The organism is Streptomyces caniferus (assembly GCF_009811555.1).
Lineage (GTDB): Bacteria > Actinomycetota > Actinomycetes > Streptomycetales > Streptomycetaceae > Streptomyces > Streptomyces caniferus.
In genome coordinates, this window is record NZ_BLIN01000005.1 from 4,845,401 (window position 1) to 4,862,023 (window position 16,623).

Below are 16,623 nucleotides of genomic sequence, written 5' to 3' on the forward strand. Positions count from 1 at the left end.
GCTCCGCGCTTGCCCTCGCGGGTGTCCTACTGCATGGTCCCGTCCTGACAGCCCGAATCATCAAGCTGACCCCTGCCCTCCATGCCGCAGTCGTTCCCCCGACCTGTCGCATCGCTGCCGCCCCATGCCCCACACACGGCCGCCGCGTAGGGCTGATCGCAAGCAGCCCCGCCCAACCGTTCATCCGCCTCGCCGGCCCCTGGCGGATGATCTTCCGCCGCATCACCGGACACGCCACCACCTTCGGCAAGACTGAACGCTGAAGCACTACCCAATCCACACTAGGAAGTTGGACCAGCACGTGACTGAATCCGCCACCCCTGAAATTCGCACTTCCGCCAAAGCCGTCGTCCTCCACGACGACCAGATCCTCCTCATGCGTGCCGTCTGGGAGGACCAGGAGTGCTACTTCCTCCCTGGAGGCGGCCAACACCCCGGAGAGAGTCTCGGCGACGCCGTCGCCCGCGAAGTCGACGAGGAAACCGGCCTGACCGTCACCGTCGAGCGGCTGCTGTGGCTCCGTGAATACATCGGCGCCAACCACGACCACCCCGAAAGCGAAGCCAACACCCACCGCATCGAAGCGATCTTCCTGTGCACCCCCACCAGCGATCCCGGCCAGCTCGGCGGCCATGCCCAGGACGAGGTGCAGACCGGCCTGGAGTGGGTACCGCTGGGCAAAGTCCCTGCCCTCAACCTGCTGCCACAGGCCATCCGCCAGCCAATCGCCTCCCTCACCGAGACGCCCAAGCCCCTCGACAGCTACCTCGGCGATGTCGCCTGACAGCGCCATGGACGGCATAGACGGCCGTGTCCCACCCAGCGCCCGCGAGATCACCACCGGCCAGACCAACCGCGTCTGGTCGGTGGAGGGACCGACGCCGTACATCCTCAAGCACTACGGTGACCCGAGCCGCGCCGCCAACGAAGCCGCCGCGCTCCGCCTCCTGGCCGGACACCGTGCCCCGGCTCCACAGCTGCTCGCCGCGTCCAGCGGTAGCAGCACCCCTCCTTGGACCGCACAGGCCGCACTACACGCGAAGCCTGTGCACCTCGACCGGTTGCTGGCAGACCTCGCCGAACCACTGGCCGCCATCCACCGCATCCCCGGCACGCACTTCGGCCGCCTCGCCGGCGCTCGACAAAACCACAGCTGGACCGACTACCTCCACGACCGCCTGCGCGTGTACGCGGCAGCCGCCCCGGCCCTACCTGCCGTGGCTGGACGCCTCCACCACGAAGTCGACGCCAGCGACAACGCCATCCAGCCAGTGCTGCTCCATCACGACCTGCAGCCGGGGCACCTTCTTTGCGGACCTGCTGGTTCCCGACTACTCATCGACTGGGAGCTGGCCATCTTCGGCGACCATCGTTCCGACCTCGCTCGCCTCGCCGTACGCCTCGACCTCGACGACCCCACACCCGTGCTCCCACTTGTCAGTGGGGCCGATGCCACGGCCGAAGGCCGACTCCATCTGTACTGGCGCATCCACCTGCTCGCCGACGCCGCACTGAGCACAGACCGCGCCGTACGGGAACGGGCAGCCGGGAGGCTACTTGGTCCGAGCGTCAGGTAACTGCTGGCGACTGCTGAGCCTCTAGTGCTGCTGGTGAACTCTGGGGCGATGAGCTGCAAGATCCGATCACTGGCGGGCGTCCGGCTACAGGTCGCGGGGAACGGCTTTGCATCGGGACCAACTCGGGGAGGCGGACACAGTCACAACCCCTGTGGACCTTCGCTAAGAAGTGGGTGGACTCGCGGAAGCGAGTGTGTGCCTCGCGGCTGTCGTTTGTGAAGGGGGCACTTCCCCCGATCCGTACTGCAGGCCGCATCTCCCATGGCCAAGACGCCGGACCTTAACCTCGTGGCACGCTCGCTCTGCAACCCCCAGGCTCGCGTCCCGTACAGCGTCTCCCCCTCGCGCTGTCAGTGGCGGGGAATACGGTTTCGGTACGAGCGTTCGATCTGCGGGGGAGGGCTACATGGCGACAGAGCGAAAGTGCCCTGAGTGCAGGGTCAGGGACAGTGCCAATCGGATAGGGAAGCCTGGCATCGGTGTTCGCACTGCTTCGCGCTGCCCCTGGCCCCATGGCAAGACGCGTTCTTTGAGGCCTACAGGCTCGTGCGTGACCACGACGGGTATGCCCGTCTCGGTGAGCGAGTTGCAGCCCGTTGCATGGACTGCGGGACGGATCGCAGGATTTCGGTCTCCGAACTCAAAAGCGGCGTTGCTCCTTGCCTCAACTGTGCTGAAGCAACCGATCCGGATGCCGTACACATCGTCTACGTGATGCGCTTTCCAGGGCTCAGTGCCCGCAAGGTTGGCATCACCAGCACCGAAGTGCGCCACGACAGGATTGCCTCTCACCTGGCACAGGGCGGGATTCTGCTTGATCAGCATGAGGTGCCGAACAGGGAAGCCGCCCGGATGGTGGAAGACTTCGTACTGCGTGCCGTGCGGGACTTTCCGAGCGGCTGCACAGCCCGGGATTTCCCTCAGGGAGGCTTCACGGAGACGTGGAGTGATGACGGCCCCGACATAGATCTCGGCAACATCATCGGGAAGCTAGCCGCGAAAGCGGCACCTGGCTTCGATCGGCTGAGGAAGCTCATGGCCTACTTCGAGAGCGAGCCGGCGACCATCGAGGAAATGGTTGAATTCCGGCATATAGAGACCATTGAGGTCGATGGGGTCGAGGTGCACCAGCTCGGTTTCAGCGAGCCCTTGGAACAGGTCCTGCGTAAGACCCGAGCCCGCAGGGCAGCGCGAGCTGCTGAAGCGACCGAAACTGAGTAAGGGTGCGGTGCCTGCAGGTGCGGCGCAGGCGAGTTCGTCATCGTCGGCGGCTGCGATGGTGTGCTCGATGCGCCACGGGCACGGAGCTTGGCCGAGATGGGGTGCGGTGGTCTGGACTGCGAGCGCCCAGCCTTAGACCGAAGAGTCGTCAAATCTTGTGATCCAAGGCAGGCGAGCTGGCGCATGCCTCCGCAGGGTCCGATCCGCTGGCACGAACCCGTGGACGAGTTCGAAGGGGGGAGCGGTCTTCAATCGGTGGCAGTCTCCGGCGAGAACTTGGGCGAAAGCCAGCAACTTGCGACGGGCTGGGCCCTCAAGCAGGTGAGCCGCAGCCTTGGCGCCGTCACTAATCAGCTTCGTGGTGCTGATCAACTCGTTCTTGGCGGCTGGATCACCGTGTGCGAGGGCAGGCGACAAGCGGTCCCGTTCTCCGACTACGTGGGCGGCGGCCAAGCAGAGAACGGTTGACGCTGCTGCCTCGGAGGGCTCTCCCGCGTTGGTCATGGCATTTGCCAGCAGAGGGAGAGCGGAGAAGGGGAGGGGATCGACTATCTCCCCGAGGGATTCCTCGACTTGGAGCCCTGCATCTGCTCCCATGCGGTCCACGCACAGCGGTGGCCGGCCAGAAGAGGTCTGACGTAGTTCCCAGCGCTCGACGCTGGGGTCCGCTACAGCGGCCCTGAGAATCGCGCGGCATGCCTCTCTCAGTGTCTCAATGGAGACGTCGGGCACGTCCACCTGCACGAGATCACCGTGGCGTCGGATGTCCAGCACCGGGAATCTGGCTTCTCCAGCTGCCTGGAGTATGGAGAGGTCTCGGCCGACGTAGTTCGAGTCTTCTGCGCCCCAGATGATTAGCGGTGCGTTCTGCGCGTAGGCCACGGCGACTCCGTGCTCGAACCCGTGGCAGATGGTGCGAGCGCGGACTGCTGCGTCCAGTACCTGCTCCAGATCGGCTGGGTGTCCGCCTAGGAGGAGCGTGCTGTTGACGGGGTCCCAGCGAAAGTCCTCGTGGGCGTTCGCGTTGCGCCATGCGGGGCGGATCGTCGAAGCCAGGAGCTGGCACAGCGGATGACCGTCTTCAGCTGCCAGCAGATCCCGTACGGTCGCCAGCGACGCCCCTTGCGGAACCGCCCTGCCCAGCAGTTCCAAGACCACACTGGCCGTGCGCTTGACATCACCTTCCAGCACAGCCCGGTACAGGTCCATGGCCGCACGTGCCCTCTCTTCCTGGTGCTCCGCGCGGTTATAGGCATCGCGGTAGGCGATCTGTCCGCGATGGGAGGACAGCATCTCCGGCTCACGATCGACGTGCCGTGCAATCACCGAACACGTCAGCTCCGGTTCTGACTTCAGATGGAACGCCACCAGATCACGCGCCAGGAGGGCGGCGCGGTGGGCCACCAAGGGACGGTCGGACAGCGCGAGGACGGCGAGGTGATTGAGCAGTTTCACCGTCAGCGGTAGCGAGTCATCGATCAGATGCCTCATGCTCCGGCGCAGCCGACGATCGAGCCTCTTTGGGGCCTTTGCCCAAGCGGCCAGCAAACGGGCCCGTGACGCCACACCCGAGCCGGAACTCAGGTGCTCGGCCGACACCCCCAGCGATCGCTGATAGACGTCCTCGTCGGGAAGGCTAGCGTGATCAGTACTGGCGGCAGCCTCCAGAGCCCGTCCAGTTGCTTGAGCCCCGAGAGAATGCCTCCGTACTGCAGACCAAGCGGACTCCGCCCATCCCTCCTCCAGACAGGCGAACAGTGCTTGGGCCTCGCTCCGATTCGCTCGCGCTAGGTCAGCCGCCAATCGTCGCTCGGCCGCGTTGGTGCGGGACGGACTGAACCGGGACACTTCATCTGCCACAGTGCCCAAGGCGACAACCGACGCGCGGAGACGCCGCAACAATTCTGGAAGCTGCTTCCCGACGGTCCGCCCAGAAGCGGTTCGCAGGCGCAGGATCTCCGCAACCATCTCGTCTGTCTCCCACTGAAGCCTCGGCAGGTCAGCGTCCCTCAACACTGACTTCCACTGCGCGCGGGTCACCGGTACAAAGGCAACATCCTGTTGTCCCGTGGTCTGCTCGGGAGGCGCGGAGAGATTCAGTTTTCGGATCACTGCTTGCGCAGCGGCACATGATTCTCGTTCGACCGTGCCCAGTTGGTCGGGAAGGGATACGTCCACTAGCACAGGATGACACCGGCGCGCTGCCTGGCACCGGTTGTTTTCCTCGCGCCCATTGATGCCCGCACAAGTCGACGATGCTGGTACCTGGTACAGGGCCGCCGGCCGTGCTGGTCAGGTCCACGGTCTGCGTGCGCGATGCGTGAGCGGATGGCATGGCACAGGCCACCACGGGATGGATTGCTCATCGAGCCGTACGTCGCTGATCAGGCGAAATCGAACCGCTGAGCATCGCCCGGCACCACCCGTCACGATCCCGCACCCCCTCGTAATGCGTAGGTCTCGGGTTCGAATCCCGAAGGCGGCTCAGAGATGAACCCCAGGTCAGATAGCTGACCTGGGGTTTCTTTTTGGTTGTGCTGGGCCTGTGAGGGGAGCTCTTCGGGGCGGTGGCGGATGTGGCCGCACGGCGGGGCCGGGGCGGGAGTCACGGCGGGGCGGGGCCTGGGTCATGAAGGTGCCCACGGTGATCAGGACAGCGACCGGCGCGGGCCCGACGGGGTGTCCTCGATGGCGAGGCCGGACTGCTGGAGCTGGTCGCGAATGGTGTCGGCGGTGGCGTAGCCCTTGCGGGTGCGCGCGGTCCAGTGGTCGTCGAGCGGGTCCAGGTCCAGCACCCCGAGCATCGCGCGCAGCCCGGCGAGGCGGGCCACCGCTGCGTCCCTGTCGTCGGCGGTCGGGGCGGAGTTGCCCTGGCGGCGGTGGTGTGGGCGATCACCGGCGCCTGCGGGACGCCGAGGTCGTCGTCCAATCGTCACGCAGGCCTCCTTCCGGGCGTGGGTGTGGTCAGTCCGTGGCGCGGGCCGCCGTGATGAACGAGGTGATCAGGTCGGGGTCCTTGACGCCTCGGCGGCTTTCGATGCCGCTGGAGACGTCGACGCCCCAGGGGCGGGTGGCGCGTACGGCGTCGCGGACGTTGTGCGGATTCAGGCCGCCGGCCAGCAGCCACTTGCCCTCCGGTGGCGTGAAGTGCTTTCCGGCCCAGTCCCAGGGGACGCCGGCGCCCGGTACCGCGGCGTCGAGGAGAAGGATCTCCTCTCCCAGTTCGCCGCAGCGCGGGGCCCGGTCGCGGACGGCGGTTCCGCGGATCAGCGTCCATCCGTCCGTACCCAGGCTGTCGTAGTAGCTGCGGTCCTCGTTGCCGTGGAGCTGCACCGCACGGACCCCGGCACCGGCCGCCAGGGCGCGTACGTCGTCGAGCGGCTGGTTCCGGAAGACTCCGACCGTCAGCACTCCCGGCGGTACGCGCCGTGCCAGGTTCCGTGCGGTGGTGGCGTCCACCTGGCGGGGGCTGTCCGAGAAGACGAAGCCGATGGCGTCGGCGCCTTCCCGGACCGCGGTGTCGACGTCCTGCTCGGTCCGCAGGCCGCACACCTTGATGAACAGTGGGGTATCCATGCGTGCTTCCTGTCGTGAGCGCTTCGGCTCCTGGGCTATTCGGTTCGCTGGTTCTTCGGTTCGCCGGTTGTTCGGTTCGTCAGCGGCTGGCGAAGGCCAGTTGGATGCCGATTCCGACGAAGGCCGCGGCGAAGGTGCGGCGCATCCAGGCCATCACCTTCGGGCGCGAGATGACGTGGTCGCGGACGGCGGCGGCGAAGCCTCCGTAGATCGCGAAGACGACGAACGTCATGAGCATGAACACGCCGCTGAGTTCCAGCATGTGGGGGACGGAGTTCGCCTCGTCGGCGGGGACGAACTGGGGGAGGAAGGCCAGGAAGAAGATCGAGAGCTTGGGGTTCAGGAAGTTGATGAGGATCGCCGTGCCGGTGACCCGGAGCGAGGACCGCTCCCCTTCCTCCTGGTCCTCCACCTTCAACGTGCCCTGCTCGCGCAGGGTGTTCCAGGCCATGTAGAGCAGGTAGGCCACGCCCAGGTACTTGAAGGTCTCGAAGACCACCGCGCTGGTGTGCAGGATCGCCGCGAGACCGGCGATGGCCGCCGCCAGGTGGGGAACGATCCCGAGGGTGCAGCCGAAGGCGGCCACGACACTCTTGCGGAAGCCCCGGGATAAGCCGGTGGCGATCGTGTACAGGGCTCCGGTCCCGGGCGAGACGACGATGACGAATGAGGTGATCAGGAATTCAATGCTCATGGAACTCGCTCCTTGCTCGGTACGACGCCGCCCGGCAACGTCCTGCGAGGGACGGATTCTCGACGGGCGGCGCAGGGGCGCTCTCGTGGCGGGCTCGGGCCCGCTGGGTGGGAGAAACGCTACTGGTTACCGGGCCAGTAAGTCGCGAGTTGCGGCTTCGAGGTCGGCGGAACGCATCAGGCTCTCGCCGATGAGGAACGTGTGCACACCGGCCTTGGCCAGGCGGCCGAGATCGGCCGGGGTGCTGAGGCCGCTCTCGCCGACGACGACCCGGTCGCCGGGGACCTTCGGCGCCAGGGCCTCCGCCGTGCTCAGAGTGGTCTCCAGGGTCTTGAGATTGCGGTTGTTGATCCCGATCAGGCGCGAGCGCAGGGAGGCCGCCCGCTTCAGCTCCTGCTCGTCGTGGACCTCGACGAGCACGTCCATGCCCAGCTCGAAGGCCGTGTCCTCAAGGGCCCCGGCCGTCTCGTCATCGACCGCCGACAGCAGGAGCAGGATGCAGTCGGCGCCCCAGGCGCGGGCCTCGACGACCTGATAGGGGTCGTACATGAAGTCCTTGCGCAGCACCGGCAGGGCGGTCGCCTCGCGGGCGGCGGCGAGGTGACTTCTCGCCCCTCCGAAGGAGGGGGTGTCGGTGAGGACCGAGAGGCATGCCGCGCCGCCGGCCTGGTAGGCGCGGGCCAGGGCGGGCGGGTCGAAGTCGGGGCGGATGAGGCCCTTCGACGGACTCTTCTTCTTGATCTCGGCGATCAGCGCATAGGAGTTCTCGGCGTGGCGCCGCTCGAGGGCGGCCAGGAAACCGCGCGGCGGGGGAGCGGCGTCGGCCTCGCGCCGCAGCGTCGAGAGCGGTACCGCCTTCTTCGCGGCGGCGATCTCGTCGAATTTGTAGGCGGCGATCCTGGTCAGAAGGTCGGTCATGTCATTCTCCTGTCGCGCTCGATGCGGTGGCGAGCCGGTCGAGGCAGTCCCTGGCCCGGCCGGAATCGAGGGATTCCTCCGCCAGTTCCACTCCGGCGGCGAGATCGGTGGCCCGGTTCGCGGCGACGAGGGCGGCCGCGGCATTGAAGACCGACACGTCCCGGTAGCGGCTCCTGTCCCCGTCGAGCACCGCGATCAGCGCCTTGGCGTTGCTCGTCGCGTCGCTGCCGCGGAGATCCTCCGGGCGGCTCGGTGACAGACCGACATCATGGGGCGATATCTGGAAGGTCCGTACGGTGCCGTCGCGCAGTTCGGAGACGGTGGACGGCCCCGTGGTGGTGATCTCGTCGAGGCCGTCCGAGCCGTGGACCACCCAGGCGCGCGTCGACCCCAGTTCGCCGAGGACCTCGGCCATCGGTTCGGTCCACCGGCGGGAGAACACTCCGACGAGGTGGTGCCGTACGCCGGCCGGGTTCAGCAGCGGGCCCAGCAGATTGAAGATGGTGCGGGTGGCCAGTTCGACGCGTGTGGCGGCCACATGCTGAAGGGCCGGGTGGTGTGCCGGGGCGAACATGAACCCGATCCCGGCGTGCCGGATACACCGCTCGACCCCTTCGGGCGTCAGCCCCGTACGGACGCCGAGGGCGTCCAGGACGTCCGACGAACCGGAGCGTGAGGACAGGGCCCGGTTGCCCTGCTTGGCCACGGGGACACCGGCGCCGGCCACGATGAACGCCGCGCAGGTGGAGATGTTGTAGGAGCCCGATCCGTCACCGCCCGTACCGAGCACGTCGACCGTGCCCTCGGGCGCGGTCACCCGGCGCATCTGGGTCCGCAGCGTGCCGGCCGCGCCGGCCAGCTCGTCCACCGTCTCCCCGCGCACCCGGAGCGCCATGAGCAGGGCGCCCATCTGCGAGGGCGTCGCCTCGCCCGACATCATCTTGCCGAAGACATGGGCGGACTCCGCACGGGTCAGCGTGCTGCCCGCAGCGGCCTTGCCCAGCAGTGTTCTGAACCGTTCCATCACGCCTCCGACCGGATGACGGCATCGCTGCCGGGCGGCATGGCCTGGTCCCAGTCGAGTTCCACGTTCTCCCGGCGGAAGGGCGTCCAGTCGGTGAGGCCGGTGTCCAGGGTGCGCGCGAACTCATGACCGCTGTGGACCGCGGCCGCGATGATGCCCGGGCCGAGGCAGTCGCCGACCCGGACGACCCGGCGGACACCTGCCGCGGCGAGGGCCTGCCGATCCCCGCTCTGCAGCTCCTGGTACAGCGTGTCGCGCGGCACCATGCTGGTGGCCAGCACGACGGCGTCGGCCGGCACCGCGGTCTCGCGGCCGGTGTAGACACAGGCCAGATGGGCGGCCCCCGCCTCGGTACGGGCGAGGGAGGTCAACGGCCGTACGGACGCGCACAGTTCCAGCATGCGGCGCGCTATCCGGCGCTGCTCGGCCGTCTGCTGGGTGAAGGCGGCGACCATGCTCTCGGGCGTGACGAAGGTGACCTCACAGCCGTGCCGCACCAGGTGTTCGGCGATCACGTTGGCCATGTAGTAGTGGTCGTCGTCGAAGAGCACCACCCGGCCGGACGGAAGGCGGCCGTCCATGATGTCGTCCGGGGTGAAGACCGGGAGCCGGTCGAGCCCCGGGACGGCGCCGGTGTGGTGGCGTCCTACTCCGTCCCGCCGCCACACCGCGCCGGTGGCGACGGCGACGAGCGAGCAGCCGGCCTCGTGCACGAGGCCGGGGGTGACCTCGTTGGCGGGCAGCAGCTGCACGGTGCGCATCGCGCGCAGTTGCTGCAGCCGCCAGTCCCTGACCCGGGCGTAGGTGGCCAGGCCCGGCAGGCGGCTCTCCCGGGTGACGCGGCCGCCCAGCTCGCGGTTGCTGTCGGCGAGGATCACGCTGTATCCGCGCTGGCCGAGTGCGCGGGCCGCCTCCAGGCCGGCCGGTCCGGCGCCCGCGATGAGGACGGTGTCGTCGGTGGTGCGCCGCTCGATGCGCTCGGGGTGCCAGCCGCGGCGCCATTCTTCGCCGGTGGTCGGGTTCTGGGTGCAGCGGAAGGGGGCCCCGGCTCTGTCCCAGGCCACACAGACGTTGCAGCCGATGCATTCACGGATGTCGTCGAAGCGTCCTTCCTCGATCTTGCGGGGGAGGAAGGGGTCGGCGATGGAGGGACGTGCGGCGCCGATGAGGTCGAGGGTGCCGCTGCGGATCATCGAGACCATGGTGTCCGGCGAGGTGAATCTCCCGACCCCGACGACCGGCTTGGTGGTCACGCTCTTCACGAACTTGATGTACTGCTCTTGATAGCCCTCGTCACTGAAACGGGCCGTGGCGCCGTCGTTGTCGAAGTTGCTGACGTTGACGTCCCACAGGTCGGGCAGTTCCGCGAGCATCTCGACGACGTCGTGTCCCTCGCCGTCGGCGGTGATACCGCGCTCGCCCATCATCTCGTCCACGCTGAAGCGGACCGCGACCGCGCAGGTGTCGCCGACGGCTTCCTTGGCGTCCTCGATCAGCTCGCGCAGCAGCCTCGCGCGGTTCTCCAGGCTGCCGCCGTACTCGTCGGTCCGCTGGTTGCGGCGCCGGGAGAGGAAGTTGATGGGGAGCGTCATGTCGTGCCCGGCGTAGATGTAGACGATGTCGAAGCCGGCGCGCCGGGCGTTGACCGCGGCCGTACGGTGCCAGCGGCGGAAGGCCCGGATGTCGTTCTTGTCCATGGCGCGCGCCGTGCCGGGGAAGATGCCCCGGGTGGCCTCCACGCTCGCGGCTATCGGGACGGCGCGGGATTCGAGGTTGCTGACGTGCGCGCCGTTGTGCGCCAGCTCGACGCCGGCCAGGGCACCGTGCTCGTGTATCAGGTCGGTCGCGCGGGCGAGGTAGGGGATGTCCTTGGCGTCCCACAGGCGGAGTTCGCGCTGATGGTTGCCGGAGTAGTGGATGTCGCACTGTTCGGTGCAGACCACCCCCCAGCCGCCTTCGGCCTTGACGCTGCGCATCGCGGCCATGGAGCTGGGGTACGCCCGCCCCATGCCATTGCAGTGGGGCACCTGGTAGAAGCGGTTCTTCGCGGTGACCGGGCCTATGCGGACGGGCTGGAAGAGGACGTCGAAGCGTGCAGGGCGTGGCATGGGGATCCTTCGGCGTTATGGATGCGTCGGCTGGGCGGCCGGGTAGGCGCGTGCGCCGAAGATCGCGCTGCCCACCCGCACATGCGTGGCTCCGTGCTCGATGGCGGTCGCGTAGTCGCCGCTCATTCCCATGGACAAGAGGTCCAGGCCGTTGCGGGCGGCCATCTTCGCCAGCGTGGAGAAGTGCGGTTCCGGTGGCTCGCCCGCCGGCGGGATGCACATCAGCCCTCTGACGTCGAGGCCGTGCACGCCCCGGCAGGTGTCGACGAACGCGTCCGCCTCGTCGGGCAGGACGCCCGCCTTCTGCGGTTCGGCACCCGTGTTGACCTGGATGAACAGCCGGGGGTGACGGTCCTGTGCGGCGCACTGCCGGGCCAGGGCCCGGCACAGCGACGGACGGTCGACGGAGTGGATGACGTCGAACAACGCCACCGCGTCACGGGCCTTGTTGGACTGCAGCGGACCGATGAGGTGCAGTTCGAGGCCCGGGAACCGCTCCTGAAGACCGGGCCACTTCTCCTGGGCCTCCTGGACCCGGTTCTCGCCGTAGACCCGCAGGCCGGCATCGATGGCCGGCACCAGGGCTTCGGCGGGAACGGTCTTGGAGGCCGCGACGAGGGTCACGGACTCCGGCGGGCGCCCCGCTCGCGCGCAGGCGGCCGCGATCGTGCCGCGCACCTGCTCCAGGCCGCTGACCCGGCCGGGAGAGGGCGGTATCGGATGTGTGCTGCTCACGTTGGCCCGTCCTCGGGGGAGTAGTTCAGAATTCCAGCCGTCGCTGCGAAGGGCTGATCACCGTCGAGCAGGTGACGCGGACGCCGAGGCCCGCCAGGCCCAGGTCCAGCTCCGACCGGAGGGCGGCGAGGTCCTGCTCGGCCGAGGCGTGGTGGGCCTCGATCACCATCAGCACCCGGTCGGTCCCGGCCGACACCACGGACCGGGCGCTCTGCCGGTACGTCCAGCGCCGGGCGTGGGCATTGCCCTCCGGGTCGGCGAAGACGACCTCGCCCGCGGACGGGTGCTCGGTCTCGCCCTGGAAGGTCTGGTAGGTCTCCGAACCGTCGGCCGGCCGGACGGTGATGCCCTCGGTGATGTGCGCGCAGTCGAACGCGGCGATCGGAATGCCGAAGGACATCGAGACGAAGTTCAGGTAGTCGACCAGGGGGTGGAACTTCGGCATGTCCTTGGTCTTGCGGTAGCGCCGCAGCAGGGCCTCGGACGCGCACCGGTACTGGGTGGGCTTGAGCCCCATCCTCGAAAAGGCCTCACGCCATGCGGCGATCTCCGGCATCTCGGCCTCGCCGGCCGCGGCCTGGCGCTCTTCGATCTTCTTGGCCAGTTCGTCGAGGCGATCGCTGTCGTTCTTGGCCGCCCGGACCTCGTCCGCGACGAGAACCAGGGCCCGCAGGTCCGGGTGGGTGGTCCAGATGGCGTCGGCGTGCGTGAAGTACATGGTGCTGTCCCAGGGGGTGTGGTGAGCGGTGGGTGGTTACGGGTAGAGGTGGCCCTGATCCCAGGGGCCCTCGGGCTTCTCCCTGCTGAAAACGAGCCGTTCATGCAGGCGAAACGGCCGGTCCGACCAGAACTCGAGGTAGACGGGGCGGATGCGGTAGCCGGTCCAGTGAGGGGGCCGGGGCACCTCTGCGCCCTCGAACCGGGCGGTCTCGCGCCGCACCGCTCCGTCGAGTTCGGCGCGGCCGGAGAGGTGCTGCGACTGCAGGCTCGCCCAGGCGCCGATGCGACTGTCCCGCGCCCGGGAGGCGAAGTACGCGTCGGCCTCCGCGTCCGTGACGCAGTCGACCGAGCCGCGGAATCTCACCTGCCGGCGCAGGCTCTTCCAGTGGAGCACCGCGGAGGCCTGCATATTGGCGGCGAGTTCGGCGCCCTTGGCGGAGCGGCTGTTGGTGAAGAAGACGAAGCCTTCCGGGGTGTGGTCCTTGAGCAGCACCATGCGGACGTCGGGTAACCCGTTCGCGTCCGCGGTCGCCAGTGCCATGGCGTTGGGGTCGTTGACCTCACTGGCGCCGGCCTCTTCGAGCCACTTGTGGAACAGATCGAACGGGACGGTCTCGGGGGCCTGCGGTGGTGCGGCTTCCGCCGGATGACCGGTCTCGGGGAACTGCGCGGACATCGATTTCTCCTTGGGCGACAGCGCGCGGCGAAGCAGCGGTGGGGTGCGCGGCGGGGCGGAGTCGAGAGGACGCGACGTCACGCCGGGCGTTCTGCTCACGCCGCGTGCCGTCGCCGGGGGACCTACTGCTTGAGCGGCGTCTTCTCGGTGAGGAGGTGGCGCCACTTGTCGAGTTCGTTCCCGGGCGAGGTGACCAGGTTCATGGTCCCGTCGGCGGCGATCAGCACCTCGGCGGCCGGCGGGACGTTCAGGAACTCCATGTGCTGGGTGGCGCAGTAGGCGCCGACGTCGAGGATCACCAGGTGGCAGCCCGCGGCGATGCCCTCGGGCACCTGGACGTCACCGGGAAGGATGTAGTCGTTGCGCAGGATGGTGCGCCCGCGCACGGCGGCGCTCGTGGTCACCGCGCTGGTGACTTCCTCCATCGCGGAGTCGAGGAAGGCCACATGGTGATTGCGGTCCCGGAGCTGGGCCGACGGCATGAGCATCCGGCAGCCGTTGGTGACCAGGATGCTGGAGACGGGCGTGGTGATGACGCTGCGCTCGATGTCCAGCAGCAGCGCTCCGGTGTCGGCCAGCACATCGCGGGCCGGCTCGAAGAGGAACGTCACGTCCTCGGGGATCTCCATGCGGGTGGCGGCCTGCTGGATCCGCTGGAAGTACTGATGCCAGTCGAAGTGCTTCTCCGCCTCGGACCATGCGTCGTAGTCGAAGCCGTGGCCGCCGGCGAAGTTGATCGACCGGGCGGTGGGGAAGTGCTCGAGGTAGATGCTGAAGACCTGCTCGACGATGCCGACCATGTCCTCGAGGGAGTTGCCGCTGCCGCAGTACACCTCCAGGCCTTCGAGGTCGCGGTCGTACTCCTTGAGGAGGGCCGCGAGCTGCCCCAGCTCCCCGTACTTGATGCCCGGCTTGCCGGAGTCGAGGCTGTCGATCCGGACGCTGATCGTCGGGGCGTTGGTGCGCAGCGAGTACGCGACCTCGTCGAGGCTCGCCAGGAACGTCGGGTGTCCCGTCTCGTCCCAGAAGGCGATCTCCTGGTCGGAGACGTGCCCCGGGGAGACGATGAACTTCTCGAACCCGAACTCGCGCAGGATCCGGTACTCGCTCGGCAGCTGCACGAGGATGCCCACGCCGTCGACGTCCTTCAGCGGTTCCAGGACATGCGGATTCGAGTTGGGGAAAAACGGTATGTAGAGTTCCACTCTTTCACCGAGTCCGGCTGCCTCAGCGGCCTCCCTGACCCGGCCGAGGTTCTTCCGGAACTGCGCTTCGCTGTAGACGAAGACCGGAGTTCCCGCCTGTTCGGCGAGACGCTTCAGGTCGACATTCTTGAACCATGAATGAGTTAACGCGGTCATGACTAACCCCCACAGGTGACCGAAGAAGGAAGCGCACACACCTGGGAGTACGGGGGTCGCCTGTGGGGCGGCGTTCCACCGAGGACTCCCCCGTGCGCACAAAGAAGCCAGCCATGCGATGAATTGACGAGGGCCGGCGGTGCTGGCCAAAGGAATACCAGCGGCGCTCCGAGAATCGCAAGAGGAAGGCGATCGTTGTGGCCGGATGTCGGCTACCCGAACACATCACCGCAGGTGGCCAGGGGTGATGTGGCTGGACCTCCCCCTACCCGGATTCTTGGGAACGGCCGGCTTCGCCCACTCATCGCCCAGCATCCGGACGGGTATTGACGGAACGGATCGAGCGCTCGCTAGTATTGCGGCAGTATTTCAGCGGTGCAGCGGGGGAGCCCACAAGGCGGAGTCCGACGCTCCGGAACTGTGCAGCGTCTTCAACGATCTGCGCTTCTTCGCCCTGTGCTTCGTCGCCCTGTGCTTCGTCGTCCTGTGCTTCTCTGTTCTGCGTTGCCTGTTGTGGCCGTGTGCCCGAGTGGTTGAGGGGATCGCCTGCAAAGCGGTTTACATCGGTTCGAATCCGGTCGCGGCCTCGAAGAGTTCATGAGGCGTTCTTGCGTATCCTCCGCAATGTCATCGCGGAGGATACGCAAGGGCGTTGGATAAAGAGTGTGGCGTGTGGTGACGCAGGTAATTCCGCTGCTTTCGCCATGCGCAACACGTCGTCCCGGTCCGCATACGCACACGCCGTCTCGGCCCGCCTCGTCGCGTCACCGCCCCGGCCTCACAAGGGCCGGGGAGCGCTCGATCCGTTCCCGGGCGCCAGGTCCACGATCGCCAGGGCGCCTCCGTCGGGAGGGTTTTCGTAGGTCACCTTGGCGTGCAGTACCCGGGCCTGGCCGGTGACGATGGTGAGGCCCAGGCCGATGCCGGCGCCGCGTTCGCGGGCGCCGGTGCGGAAGCGCTGGGGGCCGTGGGTGAGGAGTTCGGCGGGGAAGCCGGGGCCGTGGTCGCGGACGTGGATGGCCGCTCCGTCGACTTCCAGGGTGACGGGTGGGGCGCCGTGCACCCGGGCGTTGGTGATCAGGTTGGCCAGGATGCGCTCGACGCGGCGGGGGTCGGTCGTCACGGACGCTTCGCGGTGCACCGTCACCTCGACGTCCCCGCCCGCCAGCGTGACCGCCCGGTGCGCCAGGGCGCCCGTACGGATCTCCTCGTGTTGTGCCTGCTCGACGCCCGGCACATCGAGCCGGGCCACCTCCAGGACGTTCTCCACCAGGCTGCGCAGGGTGTCCACGCCCCCGCTGACCAGTTCGGCCGGGCGGCCGGGCGGCAGCAGTCCCACAGCGGTCACCAGGCCGGCCACCGGAGTGCGGAGCTCATGGGCGATATCGGCGGTGACCTGCCGTTCGGCCTCCAGCCGGGCGCTCAGGGCGTCGGCCATGGTGTTGACGGCGGCGCCGAGCCGGGCGATCTCGTCCTTGCCCCGGGGGCGGACCCGGTCCGTCAGATCGCCGTCCGCGATCCGCTGCGCGGTGTCCGCGGACGCGGTGATCCGCCGCCCCGCGCCGGCCGCCGCCGCGACGCCCAGCACACAGCCGAGCGCGGTGACGGACGCGCCGGAGCCCAGCAGCACCCGGTCGAGATCGGCCAGGGCACGGACCTGCGGGGCATAGGAGCGCCGGACGGCGACGATGTCGCGGCCGCTGCGGGTGGCGGCCCACAGCACCGGGGCACCGGAACCGCCGGTGCTCTGGAGGCAGGTGGCGCGCACGGGACGGTCGGTGACGGTCCTGCGGAGCGCGGCGGGCAGGTCCGGCGGATTGACCAGGGCGCCGCTGTCGATTCCGGAGGCGTAGGCGCCGACCGCCTCGACGAGCCGGGCGTCGACGACATGCGCCGCGCTCCGCCGCTGGTCCGCACTCGTGAGCTGGTGCACCAGCAGTCCGATGAGGGTGGCCACGATCGCCGCCGTACCGGCGATGACCAGAGCGGTCTTGGTACGCAGTCCCATGGAGG

14 protein-coding genes, 1 tRNA gene and 1 pseudogene are annotated in these 16,623 nt (G+C 68.2%); 4 read left to right on the plus strand and 12 right to left on the minus strand.

The features are described from left to right. Positions 1–301 precede the first annotated feature (301 nt). The 3 genes from Scani_RS37750 to Scani_RS37760 all read left to right on the plus strand — a co-directional run bounded on the left by Scani_RS37750 (position 302) and on the right by Scani_RS37760 (position 2,798). Positions 302–784: an NUDIX domain-containing protein gene (locus Scani_RS37750; protein WP_159482136.1), complete on the plus strand. Its 483-nt coding sequence runs from the start codon at positions 302–304 to the stop codon at positions 782–784. After that, the gene (locus tag Scani_RS37755; protein ID WP_159482137.1) at positions 774–1,577 is read left to right on the plus strand and encodes a phosphotransferase family protein; all 804 of its coding nucleotides are present in this window, start codon (positions 774–776) and stop codon (positions 1,575–1,577) included. The genes Scani_RS37750 and Scani_RS37755 overlap by 11 nt, the downstream gene beginning before the upstream one ends. Positions 1,578–2,123: 546 nt before the next feature. Further along, on the plus strand, positions 2,124–2,798 hold the full coding sequence (locus Scani_RS37760; protein WP_159482138.1) for a hypothetical protein: 675 nt from the start codon (positions 2,124–2,126) through the stop codon (positions 2,796–2,798). Between the two features lie 132 nt (positions 2,799–2,930). On the opposite strand, the gene Scani_RS37765 is transcribed toward Scani_RS37760, so the two are convergent. The 11 genes and pseudogenes from Scani_RS37765 to Scani_RS37815 all read right to left on the minus strand — a co-directional run bounded on the left by Scani_RS37765 (position 2,931) and on the right by Scani_RS37815 (position 14,610). Next, on the minus strand, positions 2,931–4,289 hold the full coding sequence (locus tag Scani_RS37765) for a hypothetical protein (RefSeq protein WP_159482139.1): 1,359 nt from the start codon (positions 4,287–4,289) through the stop codon (positions 2,931–2,933). A 1,157-nt stretch (positions 4,290–5,446) separates the two neighbouring features. After that, positions 5,447–5,727: pseudogene (locus Scani_RS37770) on the minus strand (cysteine--tRNA ligase); the annotation flags it as partial. A 35-nt stretch (positions 5,728–5,762) separates the two neighbouring features. Beyond that, positions 5,763–6,374 (minus strand): phosphoribosylanthranilate isomerase, encoded by a 612-nt coding sequence (locus tag Scani_RS37775; protein ID WP_159482140.1) that lies wholly within the window; start codon positions 6,372–6,374, stop codon positions 5,763–5,765. Positions 6,375–6,453: 79 nt separating this feature from the next. Further along, on the minus strand, positions 6,454–7,068 hold the full coding sequence (locus Scani_RS37780; RefSeq protein ID WP_159482141.1) for a LysE family translocator: 615 nt from the start codon (positions 7,066–7,068) through the stop codon (positions 6,454–6,456). 126 nt (positions 7,069–7,194) lie between these two features. After that, positions 7,195–7,986 carry an indole-3-glycerol phosphate synthase TrpC gene (gene trpC / locus Scani_RS37785; RefSeq protein ID WP_159482142.1) on the minus strand — a complete coding sequence of 264 codons (792 nt, stop codon included), beginning with the start codon at positions 7,984–7,986 and terminating at the stop codon, positions 7,195–7,197. Between the two features lies 1 nt (position 7,987). Further along, a complete protein-coding gene (trpD, locus tag Scani_RS37790; protein WP_159482143.1) occupies positions 7,988–9,010 on the minus strand; it encodes an anthranilate phosphoribosyltransferase in 1,023 nt (340 codons plus the stop codon). Beyond that, positions 9,010–11,118, minus strand: a complete 2,109-nt coding sequence (locus Scani_RS37795) for an oxidoreductase (protein ID WP_159482144.1) — start codon at positions 11,116–11,118, stop codon at positions 9,010–9,012. Before Scani_RS37795 ends, trpD begins: the two co-directional genes overlap by 1 nt. A gap of 15 nt (positions 11,119–11,133) precedes the next feature. Then, positions 11,134–11,853: a YggS family pyridoxal phosphate-dependent enzyme gene (locus Scani_RS37800; protein WP_218039218.1), complete on the minus strand. Its 720-nt coding sequence runs from the start codon at positions 11,851–11,853 to the stop codon at positions 11,134–11,136. A 25-nt stretch (positions 11,854–11,878) separates the two neighbouring features. Then, the gene (locus Scani_RS37805; protein ID WP_159482145.1) at positions 11,879–12,571 is read right to left on the minus strand and encodes a B3/B4 domain-containing protein; all 693 of its coding nucleotides are present in this window, start codon (positions 12,569–12,571) and stop codon (positions 11,879–11,881) included. A 36-nt stretch (positions 12,572–12,607) separates the two neighbouring features. Further along, positions 12,608–13,249: a pyridoxamine 5'-phosphate oxidase gene (gene pdxH / locus Scani_RS37810; protein WP_159482146.1), complete on the minus strand. Its 642-nt coding sequence runs from the start codon at positions 13,247–13,249 to the stop codon at positions 12,608–12,610. A gap of 122 nt (positions 13,250–13,371) precedes the next feature. After that, on the minus strand, positions 13,372–14,610 hold the full coding sequence (locus Scani_RS37815) for a diaminopimelate decarboxylase (protein WP_159482147.1): 1,239 nt from the start codon (positions 14,608–14,610) through the stop codon (positions 13,372–13,374). A gap of 515 nt (positions 14,611–15,125) precedes the next feature. Here Scani_RS37815 and Scani_RS37820 point away from each other — a divergent pair. After that, positions 15,126–15,197: transfer RNA gene (locus Scani_RS37820), tRNA-Cys, on the plus strand. Between the two features lie 191 nt (positions 15,198–15,388). Here Scani_RS37820 and Scani_RS37825 read toward each other — a convergent pair. Then, a complete protein-coding gene (locus Scani_RS37825; RefSeq protein ID WP_159482148.1) occupies positions 15,389–16,618 on the minus strand; it encodes an ATP-binding protein in 1,230 nt (409 codons plus the stop codon). Positions 16,619–16,623: the final 5 nt, after the last annotated feature.

Excerpts from the sequence above, each read along its gene's own strand:
- Scani_RS37755 (WP_159482137.1), top strand. The coding sequence starts at position 774 with ATGTCGCCTGACAGCGCCATGGACGGCATAGACGGCCGTGTCCCACCC.
- Scani_RS37765 (WP_159482139.1), bottom strand. The coding sequence starts at position 4,289 with ATGAGGCATCTGATCGATGACTCGCTACCGCTGACGGTGAAACTGCTC.
- Scani_RS37775 (WP_159482140.1), bottom strand. The coding sequence starts at position 6,374 with ATGGATACCCCACTGTTCATCAAGGTGTGCGGCCTGCGGACCGAGCAG.
- Scani_RS37780 (WP_159482141.1), bottom strand. The coding sequence starts at position 7,068 with ATGAGCATTGAATTCCTGATCACCTCATTCGTCATCGTCGTCTCGCCC.
- trpC (WP_159482142.1), bottom strand. The coding sequence starts at position 7,986 with ATGACCGACCTTCTGACCAGGATCGCCGCCTACAAATTCGACGAGATC.
- trpD (WP_159482143.1), bottom strand. The coding sequence starts at position 9,010 with ATGGAACGGTTCAGAACACTGCTGGGCAAGGCCGCTGCGGGCAGCACG.
- Scani_RS37795 (WP_159482144.1), bottom strand. The coding sequence starts at position 11,118 with ATGCCACGCCCTGCACGCTTCGACGTCCTCTTCCAGCCCGTCCGCATA.
- Scani_RS37805 (WP_159482145.1), bottom strand. The coding sequence starts at position 12,571 with ATGTACTTCACGCACGCCGACGCCATCTGGACCACCCACCCGGACCTG.
- pdxH (WP_159482146.1), bottom strand. The coding sequence starts at position 13,249 with ATGTCCGCGCAGTTCCCCGAGACCGGTCATCCGGCGGAAGCCGCACCA.
- Scani_RS37815 (WP_159482147.1), bottom strand. The coding sequence starts at position 14,610 with ATGACCGCGTTAACTCATTCATGGTTCAAGAATGTCGACCTGAAGCGT.
- Scani_RS37825 (WP_159482148.1), bottom strand. The coding sequence starts at position 16,618 with ATGGGACTGCGTACCAAGACCGCTCTGGTCATCGCCGGTACGGCGGCG.